The sequence below is a fragment of the Pedobacter nyackensis genome (assembly GCF_900176505.1).
GTDB lineage: Bacteria > Bacteroidota > Bacteroidia > Sphingobacteriales > Sphingobacteriaceae > Pedobacter > Pedobacter nyackensis.
Genome location: NZ_FWYB01000001.1, coordinates 249,198 through 264,712 on the forward strand (window position 1 = coordinate 249,198; position 15,515 = coordinate 264,712).

7 protein-coding genes are annotated in these 15,515 nt (G+C 40.6%); all 7 read left to right on the forward strand.

The window, feature by feature from the left end:
* Positions 1–12: 12 nt before the first annotated feature.
* A complete protein-coding gene (locus tag B9A18_RS01130) occupies positions 13–5,025 on the forward strand; it encodes a hypothetical protein (protein ID WP_084286828.1) in 5,013 nt (1,670 codons plus the stop codon).
* A 30-nt stretch (positions 5,026–5,055) separates the two neighbouring features.
* The gene (locus B9A18_RS01135; RefSeq protein ID WP_084286829.1) at positions 5,056–7,674 is read left to right on the forward strand and encodes a beta strand repeat-containing protein; all 2,619 of its coding nucleotides are present in this window, start codon (positions 5,056–5,058) and stop codon (positions 7,672–7,674) included.
* Between the two features lie 248 nt (positions 7,675–7,922).
* Positions 7,923–8,099 carry a hypothetical protein gene (locus tag B9A18_RS25100; RefSeq protein ID WP_159452565.1) on the forward strand — a complete coding sequence of 59 codons (177 nt, stop codon included), beginning with the start codon at positions 7,923–7,925 and terminating at the stop codon, positions 8,097–8,099.
* Between the two features lie 31 nt (positions 8,100–8,130).
* Positions 8,131–10,548 carry a hypothetical protein gene (locus tag B9A18_RS01140; RefSeq protein ID WP_084286830.1) on the forward strand — a complete coding sequence of 806 codons (2,418 nt, stop codon included), beginning with the start codon at positions 8,131–8,133 and terminating at the stop codon, positions 10,546–10,548.
* 480 nt (positions 10,549–11,028) lie between these two features.
* Entirely contained in the window at positions 11,029–11,544 is a 516-nt protein-coding gene (locus tag B9A18_RS01145) for a hypothetical protein (protein ID WP_084286831.1), read from the forward strand.
* A 193-nt stretch (positions 11,545–11,737) separates the two neighbouring features.
* A complete protein-coding gene (locus tag B9A18_RS01150; RefSeq protein WP_144009360.1) occupies positions 11,738–13,039 on the forward strand; it encodes a hypothetical protein in 1,302 nt (433 codons plus the stop codon).
* Between the two features lie 11 nt (positions 13,040–13,050).
* Complete coding sequence (locus B9A18_RS01155) at positions 13,051–15,507, forward strand: hypothetical protein (protein ID WP_084286833.1); 2,457 nt, start codon at positions 13,051–13,053, stop codon at positions 15,505–15,507.
* Positions 15,508–15,515 lie beyond the last annotated feature (8 nt).

Genomic DNA, 15,515 nt, shown 5'->3' on the forward strand with positions numbered 1-15,515 from the left:
AAAATATTTTCAATGTCATCAGGAACCAAATCTTATGCCTTCTGTGCTGATTACAGTAATATGGCCCAGTGTTTACTGGCTATAAAAACCTTAGAAGACACCGGGGCTTTTGCTGCTGAAGCAGAAATATTGAAGCTTTTATATCTTTTTGAGCATGATCTGTTGCGTAAACTATATTTGCGTACCATCAGGGTTTTAAGGATTCTTGAACATAGCGACGGTAATTATCTGGGCGGTGATTTTAACCCCGGAGGATTTACTTTCAACGATTTTCACGTAGGTTATTTGCTGGATAGCCCGCAAAATAATACCGATCCTAATTTTGTTCTGGGGGACTACCAGGGAGAGGATTACCTGAACGTGGATTATCATGTTGGGTATTCGGATCCAAGAGAAAATGGATATGGCGCTACGTTTGAGTTTATACTGACCAATTTTAAAGAGTTTTGCCAACGGGAAGCGGAAATTTCGGAACAGGAAAAAGCTGCGCTGGATGCTGCACTGATACCTGTTCTGGATGCTTTTGCCGAGTTGCAAAAACAGCTGATTAGCGAAGGATTGAATCCCTGCCAGCTTCCTGAAGAGGGATATTTCGACAATTCGCCTGGTGTGATGCTGCAGACTGCTGGAGCAGACGGTACTGATGGCTTTGCGGAAGGTATTCATTTGCGCTGGAACCTTACTGGGGAAATGGGAAACAATCATATACCCAGAGGAACATACAGTAACAATAGCGGACAGCTGATTGGTTATAACCGGCCGGACGACTTCATAAAGATTTCGAGGATACCTTATTTGAATCCGGTAGTTTTTAGCATTGATTTTGAAAACGATCGACCCGTAGTGGACTTTTTAAAGCGCCGCTGGACTTATACCATCAACCAGACGGTTAATGGAAAAATGATCTCTAACCGGGTACGGGTAACCTTCTCAGATAAAGTGAAGTACAATCAGCTGATGGCTACAGCTAATCCGACCACTGGTTACTTTAGTTTTTTGAAGCAGTATAACAGCATACTCGTCCTGGAGGTTTTAAATAAAACAGCATTCAAGCTGGGCTTCGACTTCAGGAAAAATACCGGCAATGGTGGTACGCTAAAGATTGAGGCGCTGTGCACGGATAACGTTCAGACCGGCACGCAGAATACGCTGACTATCCGTAAAACCATCTTGCTGGATGCCGCTAATGCAGTTACAGATACGATGTTGGGAGAAAACATCAAAACGATCAGGCTGAAAAAGAACGCTGCCGGTTATTTGCAGAAGTTCTCCTTTGAAACTTATTCTGACTTTTTAACGACCAGGAATCCGGAAGACTGGATCAATGTGGGCGACGACTTCAGTTTATCATTAAATGATCAGAAGGTGCTGGACCGCCTGGAAAACGCATCTTACCCGGTAAATGATATTTGGCCACAGTATAACAATGGTACTAGGGTAAGAGTGGCCAACTACCAGGAAAAATGGGAGGTATCCAGACCAAATGAGCCTTCAATAAAAGAGGCCATAACCACTTATCTGGCTTTAAGTGAGACAGATCCCCGTGCTGAGGATGTTCTTCGGGAAGACAATGCCGGACCAGATGATCCTGGCATGCTGATCAGTTATGTTGATGTATTGGCGTTGCAGGCTCTGGACTATCATATGGCACGGATGCTTGGTTTGGGACACATTGATGTCATTCCGGATGCAGGAACAGCAGATCAGTTTCTTTATCGGTTAAGCTATAGTAACCGGAAATCTCTTAGCGATGCAACGCTTGTGAACTACAGTTGCCTGAGTTTGCCGGTTGCAAAAAGAGATAAGCGCGTACCTGAAAAACCATTGATGAGATCGCTTAAATATGGAATTCCGGTGAATGATGGAGAGATTAACACTGTATTTGATGGACAGGGTTATACGAAGCTGGACGATATCAGGGCGGTTAATATTGGTCGTGAGCCTTTCCCAGACGAAATTCCGGGTTATGATTTTTTTTCCGATAGTGCTCCGCTCCTGAACAATAATGCCTTTGAACATGGGACTGCAGTTTTTTATGGCATTGAATACAGAGCCGAAGGCACGTCTGGTTATGTAAAACCTGAGATTACCAACGCAAAGGCAATGGGGACGCCATATTATGCGTACGACAACGATTTTCCGGAAACGGGTGTACTGGAAACGGTTCCAGCGCTGGACGATCCAACGAGTTTATATATCCATTTTGAACAGGAGGCGGGTATTCATCATTATGCCATTTATGGAATCAACTGGTTTGGCAGGCCTTCTGCAATAAGCGATGAGGTAACAACAGATGTAACCGTATTTCCACTTAAAAATTCTTTAATCCCGCCAGCGGATCTTGCCGTTCAGTATATCCAGGAAGAAGATACACTGTTGTTTACCACTACAATTGAGCAAAACTGGCTGAAAGGGCGTACAGAAACTTTCCCAGGTCAGGATGTCAGTTTTACAAGGCTCACCTTTAACTGGCTGGATGTGGTAGATGTATCAAATCTGAAGCAGATTACCGCGCAGGCCCTTGAAAAGGTGGTGAGACCGGATAAGGTGAAGGTCTTTTTTAAACCAGGCATGCCCTTGGAAATCATCGGCGTGATCCGTAATATCCTTCCCGTAGCGGATTCTGATACACAATTGCGCTTGTACACCGGCAGCTATCTCCAAATTGACGGTGCACTGGTAGAACCAGCAATAGCTGCGGCAGACTTTTTTAGGTTTACTGATAGCCTTTTATCGACTGTTGATGGACAATATCATGTAATACGTGTAGAAAGCGGAACGGACTGGCCAGTTATTGTGATTGAAAAGATACTGGATGTAAGTTTAGTTGATGATGCTGAAGATCCCGGAGAGTTTGGAACATTGAAAACTTATTCTTCGCCGGATTTAAACAGCAGGTTTTCGATGGTTGAAAACTTAAGTAACCAGGCCAATTGGGAGCCTGTGGCAGAAGAGATATCGATCGTTAGCTTTACTGATCCTAACACACCAAATATTGAAGAGACAATTGATTCGGAAGGGAACATCACCAAACAATGGATTGGTGGGATTACCGGAAATGCGATTGTAACCCCGATGTTCAGTACACCAGCAGGGCCTGATGATGTTCCTGGTTATTACATGATCTCTTTTGACGCATCGGTTACGATGCCGCCTCATCCACAGATCAACCTTCCGTTTGATCCAGCCGATCCAGATAAAAATTCGCCGGACGCCTTACATATGGCCCATGTAGAATGGTATAGGGGAAGTGTAAGAATGACGCTAGAGGCTGAAGGAGAAGATAAAAAATTACTGGAGGTGCATGTCATTGACCAGTCGGGCGTGTTGACATTGTTCATTTACGATCCGACTTATATGGATACTCCAATTAAGGGGTCTACCGGTCCTGCCGATTTTGTGCAGGTTAACTTTCACCCCGGTTATAGGGTATATGTTTTACCGGAACCCCCACCTGTTTATGCTTTTAACAGGGATCATATTTTGCCCCTTAATGAGGATAACGATAAACGGACTTTGCTCGGTTTACAATGTGTAGACACGCGTCTTGGTGGAAGTGGCTTTCTTTCGCAAGTATCCGTGCCGGCAGTTCTGGTCGCCCAGAAAATTGAGGAGCCCATACAGTTTGAGGAACCTATTGTACCTGGTTTAAGGGTAAGACCTGATGCCACAGATAAAGCTGCATTTACTTTCGATATTCGTATTGCACCTGCAACTAATGGAACAAAGAGAAGCCCCTTTGGCTTTGAGTTTTTTCGCACCACACATGAGGATGTACTGTATGCTTTGTATGCGGATGAGACCGTAACCCAGATTTTTGCAAGTCTGGATGCGTTGGAAGCAGATCCATCCTATGATCTTAGGTACTATCAACTGGTGAACCTGATGTTTGATCCTGCGCAGCCTTCGCAGTTCAGGGTTTTCGATGCGACCCCGGAACCGTATGGTTTCCCGGCACCTGACAGACCTGGACTTACTGATCCAGGCGACAGCAATGCTGTGAAATTCGATAAATTTAAATCAGCGATCCGGCAGACACTTTTGCCTTTGACAGAGCAAACGCCTATTTTTTCTCTCCTTAAAGAAGGCTATCAAACGGAAAACAGGCTTCCGGTGATCAGGGATATAGATGGCAATTTACTGAGTGCATCGAATCCTGCCTTTAATCCTTTCCCTATGGTGAGGAAATTTGTTAAGGGTGGTGAACCTAATACAACTTACATCAGGTTTACGGATTATATACTTAGTGCATCGTCACGAAGCTTGTATTTTTATGCCGGAAATGAAGTGACAAACCAGCTTAAACCTGGGCTGCTGAGCTTATTTGCTGGCCCTGTGACTATTTTACATACTTCGCCCGCTGAGGCCCCGCTGATCAGTAAGTTTACCATAGCTACCCCTCCGGTTGCTTTTGAATCTATAGCGGTTGTTTTTCAGATTGCGCCAATGCAGTTTTCTGAACACATTTCGAGGATTCGCGTTTACCGTACCACAAACCTGTTTAAGGCGAATACGCTGCAAACTATGGACAGCTATTTTGATGTGGAGATAGAGGAAGGAGTGCTAACAGGGTATGAGATCACAGACAATTTTGAAGACCTGACGATACTGCCCCTGGGAGAATTGGTTTATTATCGCTTCGCAGGCATCCGTACCATTGTCAATGAGTTTGATGAATTTGAAGATGTGTTTTCTGAAGGTTCGGAGGTGGTTAGCGTCAGATTGATAGATACCATCAATCCGGATGCGCCTGATATCAGCTATGATGCCGTTGCTAATAAATTAAGCTGGCTGCCAACTGCAAACAACGGACTTTACTATTTATATAAACAGAACATTAAAGGCAACTGGGAAAGGATTTACACGGTGACGCCGCCCGACGTGAACCAGGAAATGGAATATGTGTTTCCCGAGCCATTGGTGTTTGAAGATGATGAAGGAAACAGGATCTATTACAGGTTTAAAGTACAGGTCCAAAACTCGTCGGGGTTGCTGAACCTGGTAGACAATGAAGTAACTATTTAAAAGAAGAAAAACCATTTAAAATATACAATTATGGCACAGATTCCACCTATTGATGACGCTTATATCAACGAGATTATAAAGTCCAACGGACCTTATAATCCCGCGCTGCTTAAAACTCAGGGACTTAAAATGCGCGAGTTAATTAAGTTACTGCGTGACCGTATGGAACAGGGTGACACTGGTGTGGTGCATACAACCGGTGATGAAAGCATTTCGGGGACAAAGACTTTTACTTTAATCAAGGCAGAAGGGCTTTCGGTAAATAACCTGGCCAACCCCTCTTTGAGTACGATAATCTCGCCTATAACCGGTGTGCAAACCAAATTGTTAAACATCACTGAAGGTGCATTTGGCGTGCAACTTTCATCATCAGTTTTATCGGCATCCAGATCACAGTTATTACCCGATAAGGATGGGGTCATTGCTTTGACTTCGGATCTGTCTGCGTTTGCCACATTATCAGAAGTTAACACAGAGTTGGCTTTAAAGATCGACAATACTGCAAGAGGTGTTCCGGGTGGGGTATCCACACTAGATGGCGGAGGTAAGATATTAACATCCCAACTTCCTGACAGCATATCAGGCGCATTAACCTATCAAGGCACATGGAACGCGACTACAAACACACCAGTGTTAGTTGATCCTCCGGCTTCTTCTACTAAAGGACATTACTATGTGACAAATGCAGCAGGGACGCAATTTGGAATTACCTTTGCTGTTGGAGATTGGATTGTATCAAATGGCACTGCGTGGGAAAAAGTGGATAATACCGATGCTGTAGCAACAGTATTTGGAAGGTTAGGAAATATATTAGCCAATGAGGGAGATTATAGTTCCTACTATCCATTGCTAACAGGTAGCTATGCTGATCCTTCATGGATTACTTCAATACCCTATTCTAAAATTACTGGTGCGCCTGTATTAACTGGTTATGTTGACTTAACCACAAATCAAACTATTGATGGAACAAAAACCTTCTTAGAAGAGTTATTTGTGAATGGAGTTAAAGTAGGTAAAGGCTCTGGAACTCAAAATGCAGCAAGTACTGCAATTGGAGCAAGTTCACTTCAAGCAAATACTACTGGGAGAGATAATGTAGGTGTTGGTTATGTAGCACTTCTTGTAAACACAACAGGAAGTCGTAATATTGCACTTGGTGGTTTTTCTCTTACTCACAATACAACTGGAAATAATAATACCGGAATAGGATACCAGGCACTTGTAGCAAATATAACTGGATCTAATAATATTGCAATTGGAGACAACTCACTTTATGCAAATACATCAGGAAATAATAATATTGCAATTGGATCACTATCTCTTTTAGCAAATACAGGCAATAGTAATATTGCACATGGGGTTCAAGCTCTTTCAGCAAATACCACAGGAAATGGCAATACTGCAATTGGACTTTCTGCTCTTCAAACAAATACAACGGGAAATAATAATACAGCACTTGGAAATGCTAACGTTTCAGTTGGAAATTTAGAAAATGCTACAGTAATTGGAGCAGGAGCTGTGGTAAATGAAAGTAATAAAGTACAACTTGGAAATGCTAGTGTAACTAAATTAGCTGTTAGTACAACAACTTTCACAGGACTAAATGGTTCAAATAAAACTTTTGTTCTACCTGCTATAGGAGGGATTCTAGCAATTAGTGTTAATGGACAGACCCCAGATGTTAATGGAAATATTAATATTCCTTCAGGTGGAACCTCACTTACATTAGATCAAGTTCTAACTGCGGGTAATACATCTACTCTAGGAATGAATGTAGGAAATGTAACTACAACTGGAGCAATAAATGTAGGTACTAATATTAATTTTGGAACCGGGACTATATCTCCTGGAGTTGCGAGTGCACTGTATAGGTCAGATCTTGGTTTAGTAATATCCACTAAGGCAGGAACAGGTACAGATTTTAGTTTGGTTGCCCCTGATGGAGGCATTATACTTAACGTAGGTACTGGAACTAAAAATGTTAACTTTACTAATTCACTTAGTGTAGGTGGACTATCTATTAACTCTCTTACAGTTAACACTGCATCAACAGGAACTAGATTGTTATCTAAAGGTCCAAATCTATCTACGCGAGGTAAGTTCACTCTCTCTGTAGCAAATGGAGCAAATGGAGCTGGAAGCGATATTTTAAATGTTTTGGAGTTAAATTCAGTAGGTGATGCGACTTTCTCAGGAAACGTAACAGCCCCTAAAGCAACAGTATCAGGCGCACCAGTTAACCCTACAGATGTGGTAAGGCTTATGGATGTTCCCATATTATCATCAGGAACTTATACGCCAACATTCACCGCATCAACAAATGTAGCAGCAATTGTTACGGGATATACTTCACATTATATTAGGACAGGAAATCAAGTTACAGTAACCGGAAGGTTTGGTCTGAGTGTCACCACTGCTTTAATTGGGACTATCTTTTACTGTACTCTCCCCATACCAAGTAATTTAAATGGGGGGGATGATTTAACGGGGTTGTTTACAGCTCAGTCATACGGAACATCACTCCCTGCTACCGGAGGTACTATAGTTGAAGAGTCAACTTTAGAGAGCGCAAAGTTTTATTTTATTCCTAGTGAAGCGGTTGCTCCGGGATACGATATAACCTTCTCTTTTATGTATACCGTTAAGTAATCCCTGAATATGAGAAAATTTATCATCAATCAGTTTGCGTTATCACATAGGTTAAGGATTCTATGGATATTCCCGAAGATGATCCACTCGGGCGCCATGTGTAATATTTCTTTAATAATGTTAAGTGGGTTTGCCACACTTTTAGATCCTGAATGGCCTACGCAAGTGTGTAGTGGGTATGGCTGATATGAGGAGTATCTCAAACAGAAAAGTCAAAAAATAAAACTATAAATATAAAACTATAAATAATGGAAGAAAAACAATTAACCCCGGCAGCAGCATTTGAAATCGTGTACAGGGCAACCGGCGCTTTACAATTAAACCGTGCCGACAATCAGCTTCTGGAAGCATCACTGAGAGTTTTAGCCTCTTTAATACCTAGTGAAGTCCCAGCTGCAGATAAAAGTGAAGCTGCAAAAAAATAATAACATCTTTCTTACCTTTTAAATTAGCGTTATGGCACAAATTCCACCTATTGATGATGCTTATATTAATGAGATTATTAAGTCGAACGGGCCCTATAATCCCGCACTACTGACAACTCAGGGTGTAAAATTTCGGGAGTTAATTAAGTTGCTGCGTGATCGTATGGAACAGGGGGATAGCAGCGCGGTAAAGGTAACCGACGATCAAAGTATTTCGGGTACGAAAACTTTTACACTGGTTAAAGCCGAATGGATTTCGGTAAACAATCTGATAGAAACTAAGTTGCTGAATCTGAATGCAGGTTCATTTGCAACACAGCTATCTTCTCAGGAGTTATCTACGTTCAGAACACAGATTTTGCAGGATAAAAGTGGGGTGATTGCTTTAACCTCTGATATTGAAGACTTAGCACCATATCAATTAAGATCAGAGAAGGGACAGTCTAATGGTTATGCAGGATTGGATTCTGGTTCTAAGCTATTATTAGCTAACATTCCTGATAGCCTATTGGGACAGGTAGAGTATAGTGGCACATGGAATGCTTCAACTAACACTCCTACTTTAGTTATTCCTTCCGATGTTAGTACTAAAGGACATTATTATATTAATACAGCCGTAGGCACTCAATTTGGTATTGATTTTCAAGTTGGAGATTGGATTATATCTAATGGTACTCAATGGGATAAAGTAGACAATACTGATGCAGTAATAACTGTGTTTGGTAGATTAGGAAATATACTGGCTGTAGATACAGATTATTCAGCTTATTACCCGTTGTTAACAGGAAACTATGTTAATCCTACATGGATAGAGTCATTGCCTTATTCAAAGATTACAGATACACCTAACCTTAGTATTTATGAGTTATTGACTAATAAGCAAAACTCTTTAATGGTTGACGGTTCCGGTGTTAAGTACCCAACTGTAGATGCGGTTAATAGTGGACTAGCTACATACCTACCTTTAATCGGCGGAACTTTAACAGGAGGGTTAAACGGGACAACTGGTAGTTTTACAGGGAAACTTTCTTGGGGAAGCGGTATTTCATCAGCAAATAGTATTACTAGTGGTACTACTAATGGTACAACGTTAAAAACCGGAACAGGATCAGTTAATGATCTTGTGATCGTAGGAAACGCAGGGGCTATTCTTAGCGTACCTACAGGTACAGTAGATGTATCAATTTCAGGCAATGTAACTGCCACTATATTTATAGGTGATTTAACAGGTAATGCTGCTACTGTAACTGATGGTGAGGTTACTACTAATAAATCAGGATCAATCTTCGGCCCAGATGCATTTACTAAATACCCGAACTTACAAGCTATAAGAGATGCACTAGCCACTAATCAAACTATAGGTGCTAATACGAGTGGTTCAGCTGCATACTGGGGTGGCTATTTTGCAGATTTGTCAAACAGTGTTACTAATTTAGTAGCGCCTATAGGCTTAGACGGTCTAAATACAGTAAAAAGGATACCTACTGCTGACATGCTAATGTACCTTGGATTTCCTACAGGTGTTATTGATTTACAAACTATTACTGATATAAATAACACTACTACTAATGGTGCTAACTTTGGTGGAGGTTTGTCTTGGGGCTCAGGTTCACTTGAGCTTAATAAAGGTAAGCTTTATAGTTCTTTTGCTATAGGAACAAACCTAAGTACTAAATCTGGATCTGTATATGACTTCCAATTAACATCACCTGACGGAAGTGGTATATTTAATGTGCCTACAGGTACCATAAACGCATCTTTTGCAGGAAATGTAGCAGCTGCCACCTTAACAAGTTTTGGTAAAATGAGTTGGGGTTCAGGCATAGCTTCTGCAAACAGTATTGTAAGTGGCACTACTAATGGAACTACACTAAAAACCGGAACAGGATCAGTTAATGATTTTACATTAGTTGGTAACGCCGGGTTTATAATGCAGGTTCCTACAGGAACAGCAGATGTTGCTTTTTCGGGAGGTGTTTCTGCTAGTGGTGGTTTCTTGGATATTTCTGGAACTGGTGGGGTATCTGGGAATATATATCAGGGTCAGTTCAACTCTTTTGGTGCAAGTTCTAAATCTGCAAGTCTTGGGTATAATGGGTTAGCTTTCAATACAGGTGGTTCTGGTCATTATTCAGCTATTTTAAAATCAGACAATATATTATCTACAGATAAAATATTTCAGTTCGGAAATACTGCAGGTACGGTTGCTATAAAAGAAGATATAAAATACGGGGCCACTCTTGTTACATTTGACGGTACAGCAACAGTGTTCAATATACCTCACGGCATGGGCAGCACTCCTGCTTCTTTTTCTGTTTCATTCGGAGATGCAGGTCAATTAAACTTCGTGCAGTCAGTCAGAACACTAGGCTCTACAAATATAACTTTTACATGTACAAATCCACCTACAGCAGGGTCACAAACTGTATACTGGCAAGTTTTTAAATAAATCTAAAACCAAATTAAATCATGAAATCTTTATTAATCCAACACATCAAGTTCAGAGACAATGGACCATTAGTGGCTACAGAAAGGTTATTGTTACTTCTGCTGTAGCTACGAATACATTATACTATGGTCCAAGTGCTTTAATAATTAATAGAATTTAAAAAATTGATAGCTGCAGTCACCGGAACTGTTGCATCTGGACTGTCTATTGATATTAGTTCAGCTGGATTTAGTCCTATATAAGTGTAATACTTACAGATAAGCAAAATGTCTCTCTGTTAAAGGGGCCTTAATAGAGTTAAAAAGTTATACAACTTCGGCAATAGTATTAAATATGTATTCTTCCAAGATACAGGGATATTAATAGGTGGTAAGCATTACTAAGGTTCTGGCTTCTTTAATACCGAATGAAGTCCCCACCGCGTATAAAAATGAGCCTGCAAAAAAATAATAACATCTTTTAACCCATATAAATTACGCTATGCCACAAATTCCACCTATTGGGGATGCTTATATTGATGAGATCATCAAAGCAGTAGATTCTTACGATCCATCCTTAAATAAAACACAAGGAGTTAAATTGCGAGAATTGATTAAGCTGATGCGTGATAGGATGGAGCAACAAATAGCTATGTCTGTAGCTAAGAAACAATCATACACATTGGTAGGTGATTCCCATATTTCCGTTAGTCCGGGTACTTATTTTGAACAACCCAGAACATTTATTGTGAACAGAAATAGTGGATCAGATGCTGTAATTAGTTTTGAGGATTATTCTGCTGGAACTGATAATGGCAAAGTGTATCATATTAAAAATATAGGGTTAAAACCTACACTTATAGTAAGTTCGGCTAATACTCCCTTTGATGGAGAGTCTTCTGTAGCACTAGCACAAAATGATAGTGTAGTAATCATGTCTGCAACGCTAACTGGTTCTGTAAATGCAGGGCCTAAATGGGTAATTATATCCAATACCAGGTTTAACAATCCTCCCTGATTCTCCATTTACCAAAGAAGCTAACAAGTATCTGAAAAAAAAGTAAAAATTCTTTAGAACAAATAATTACGCTATGCCACAAATTCCACCTATTGGGGATGCTTACATTGATGAGATTATTAAGTCAGTAGATCCTTATGATCCATCCTTAAATAAAACACAAGGAGTTAAATTACGAGAGTTGATCAAGCTGATGCGTGATCGTATGGAACAACAAATAGCTATGTCTGTAGCTATGCAACAATCCTATACAGAAGTAGCTGATTCTCATATTTCCGTTAGCCCTGGTACTTATTTCGCCCAGCCAACAACCTTTATCACAAACAGAAATAGTGGCGAAGATATTGTAATTAGCTTTGAAGATTACTCCAGCCCAGACAATCAGGGAAAAGTATACCATATTAAAAACATGGGTTTGACCCCTGCGATTGTAGTAAGTTCTGCAGGAGCGCTTTTTGACGGACAATCTACTATTACGCTACCTCAATATGCCAGCGTTAGCATTATGTCACTAAATTTACCGGAAGGTTCCAATACAGCGAGCATGTGGACAATTCTATGCAGCAAGGGAAAAGCAGCAGATGATATACTCAAAATGTTAACCCTGGAGGTTAACGGCTTACCGGCGAATATAGAAGTCTCAGTTAATGACGTAGTATGGCCCAACAGACAAAAGTCTTTTGCCGAGGGAACTGTTTTGCAGAATTTAATGGTCACAGCTATCGGCTATAGTATAACTCCTACTAACATTCCTAGTGTTACAATGGATGCAGACAAGACGCTGACCTTTGAGGCAGTCGAGATGGGTGACGATCCCATTTTATCTATTGTTGTTAATGGAATTCCTGAAACTTATGAGGTGGTGGCCAATGGTATCGTATGGCCCGGCAAACAAAAATCATTTCCATTCGGTACAGTGCTGGAGAATCTGGTTGTAACAGTTGAAGGTTATGACATTAATCCTCCGGTGGTAGAGCAGGTCGTTTTAGATGGGAATAAGACGTTAACGTTTACCGGACAAGGAATAATAAGTGATGATATTCTATTGGATGGTGCTACTAGAATTGTTTTAAACCCTACAATATTTACTAAAACTGGTAATACATATGTTGGTAATGTAAGTGAAGTATCAACAACAATGAGTGAGCGAATGATGGGAAATGGCTACTTTGCTCTACGGTATGAGCTAGATCAAGGATGTACTGTATACTTACTTCAAGATACTAGCTGGTCTGGTTATGTTGGATTCTACGCATACGATGGACTTATCTATGTTGATAACAATGGAGCACAAACTCAAATAACTGTTCCAGATGTTCATCAGTATTATGCTTTACGTAGAGTAGGTGGTGTTCTTGGGCTGTACTCAACGAATGATGGTGTGAGTTTCACTTTATTACATAATATAGGCACAATAGGTTACACATACATATCTTATAGCGCAATTGGAACAAATATAGTGTATGATCCACAGGTTCTTGGTGTAACAACATAATAACTTTAAACATGACAACAGCATATTTAACATACAATGAGGTAGAAAGACTACCTCAAACATTAACATTTAACACACCTTCTTCCTCTTTGTTGTGGGAGAAGGTGTGTTACTTGTATGCAACATCACCAGATCAGGTTAATCCTATTATATTTACAAGCTCAAATCCAACTGTACTTGATGTACAGTTGAAGAATAGTTTCTGGCAAGTAGAGTATTGCGGTGTAGGAACAGCAACAATAACAGCTTCCCAGGTAGGACAGCCCTCGGTTGTCAAGAGTATTACAGTTTCAGCTAAGCCGGCACCAACAGGTAGAGTCATTAATGTTGGTGGTTCAGGTGGAACATTATCAATAACTACTACTGATTTAGGGTTACTCCCCGGAGATACAGTGGTTATTGCAGGCGGGGATTATCATAATATTGGAATTACTGATATACTGATAACGGATGGTGAAGATCCTGTCACAGTTATTACCGATGGTTTGGTAAGACTAGTCGATGAATCGCATTTTAGTTTCAGGAATTTGCGCAATGTGGTCATAGATGGAAGTCGAGTTCCCGGAATTAAACATGCATTACTCGTAGATGGTAATAATTATAGAGGTATCTATTACGATAATATTAATTATGTCACTTTTAAGGGTATAGAAACAAGGAATATTTACGATTATGCCTGGTCTGCCGAGCAATTAGATGAGTTGGTTTATAATGGTACCGAGGATTCTTATCTAAAGGGTTGTAGATTTATTAACTGTAAATCTGATAATTCGTCTGCTTTTTTGAGCTCAGGTGGCTTAAATATTAATGAAGAGCCTAAATTACGTGGCCTTATTGTAGACTTTCAATTTATTGGATGGGAAATAGTGAATAGCAGTTCCGGTTCGTCTTTTTACATCAGTGCATGTCAGGATGTTCTATTCAAAGATTGTACATTTAACCATATCAATTGCCTTAACAATAACCATAATGGTGTTATCATTGCTAATGGGCATGCTGATATCAACAATTGCAGACTCACCAACTTTCAGGGCAACTTAATCAGGATGTGGCCATTCTCAATTGCAGATGGTCATCTTGGAAGCGGACCCAGAACATGTAAGTTTTATGGCAATCAGATTTTTACCAGCAGAAAATATGGTGCCTTTGAAGGCCAGAGCTTTCAATACTTTATGGAATCGGGGTTTACAACTTACTGTAATATTGATATTTTCAATAATACGTGTGGTAACATGAACCAAAACAATCCTACTGTCTATACCGGAACATTGTATGACAATTATGGTCTGTGGGGAGGAACAGCCAGGTTGTTTAATAACATTTTGATCGACCCGATTAATTCAGGTTCTAATAATGTTTTTATGACGTATAATTCTGGTGCTCCGGGCGGAACGGAAACGCAAACCGGCGAGATGCAGGAGTGGAACAACAGAGTTTATTATACACTTGCTGATGCTAAAGTTAATCCTGCTAACCTTGCCCCCCGAGTCGGTAATAGTGGTAAAGGAAAAGCAACAAGCAACACTGCTACTTTAGTATTTACACATGACAGATACGGTAATGCAAAGATAGGAAATATCGGAGCTGTACAATGCAGTGATATGATATTGCCGGCTACGCTGGTTAACCCCACGATTCCGGGCTTAGAACCTCAATTATTAAATCCATCGAGTGGCTCTGATGCAGCCACTTTCCAAATAGACTGCAACGCATCCTTAAGTCCTATAGGTATTAAAAACTATGATTTCGAGAGAAATGGCCAGCTCATAACAACCCGGGGCGGGTATTGCAGAGATGGTAAACCTGATCCATCTGCTGATAGTGGACTTAGTGCATGGACGGCCTATACTTATAAATGGAGAGCAAGGGATTGGAGAGATCAAGTTAGCGAATGGACCATCGCACACACCTTTGCAACAGAAAGTGAGACATCAGAGAACGGTTTGGCAACTGCTTTGACCCTGACAAAAATAACAGGCGGAACCTTAGTTAATACCAATGGCGTATATTCTGCCACCGGCAATGCTGTATTGGCAAGTACCGGAATTGTAGTTCCTGCCGGTTATGCAGCCAGGCTCATTATAGATGTAAATGTCGGGCAAGGGATCTTAGGTTGGGCAACCAGTTCTGTTCCGGGGAGTGCAACGGATATTATAGCAGGTATAACTACGAATGGTGATGCAGGTAGATATGAGTCATTTTCGCAAGGTGTATACAAAGATCTGAGAGATACTGAAAACCACAATATACTGATTAGTTTATATATTGATTACAATGGCAATTCCTGGTGTGAAAAAAGCAATGATGGAATAAGTTGGAACAAACCCGCTAATCAGTTAACAAGCTACTACTTCCTGGGAGAACCTAATTATGGCGCAAAACATATTGTAGCTTATATTCCAACGAATAGGGTTTTAGGGCATCCAAGGATAGTATTTTACCCTGAGCCCTATGTCATAGCGCCCTAGCCCGAATG

What these genes read in the sequence shown, in the direction of transcription:
- B9A18_RS01150 (WP_144009360.1), top strand. Translation starts at nt 11,738, where the DNA reads ATGCGTGATCGTATGGAACAACAAATAGCTATGTCTGTAGCTATGCAA.
- B9A18_RS01140 (WP_084286830.1), top strand. Translation starts at nt 8,131, where the DNA reads ATGGCACAAATTCCACCTATTGATGATGCTTATATTAATGAGATTATT.
- B9A18_RS01130 (WP_084286828.1), top strand. Translation starts at nt 13, where the DNA reads ATGTCATCAGGAACCAAATCTTATGCCTTCTGTGCTGATTACAGTAAT.
- B9A18_RS01155 (WP_084286833.1), top strand. Translation starts at nt 13,051, where the DNA reads ATGACAACAGCATATTTAACATACAATGAGGTAGAAAGACTACCTCAA.
- B9A18_RS01145 (WP_084286831.1), top strand. Translation starts at nt 11,029, where the DNA reads ATGCCACAAATTCCACCTATTGGGGATGCTTATATTGATGAGATCATC.
- B9A18_RS01135 (WP_084286829.1), top strand. Translation starts at nt 5,056, where the DNA reads ATGGCACAGATTCCACCTATTGATGACGCTTATATCAACGAGATTATA.
- B9A18_RS25100 (WP_159452565.1), top strand. Translation starts at nt 7,923, where the DNA reads ATGGAAGAAAAACAATTAACCCCGGCAGCAGCATTTGAAATCGTGTAC.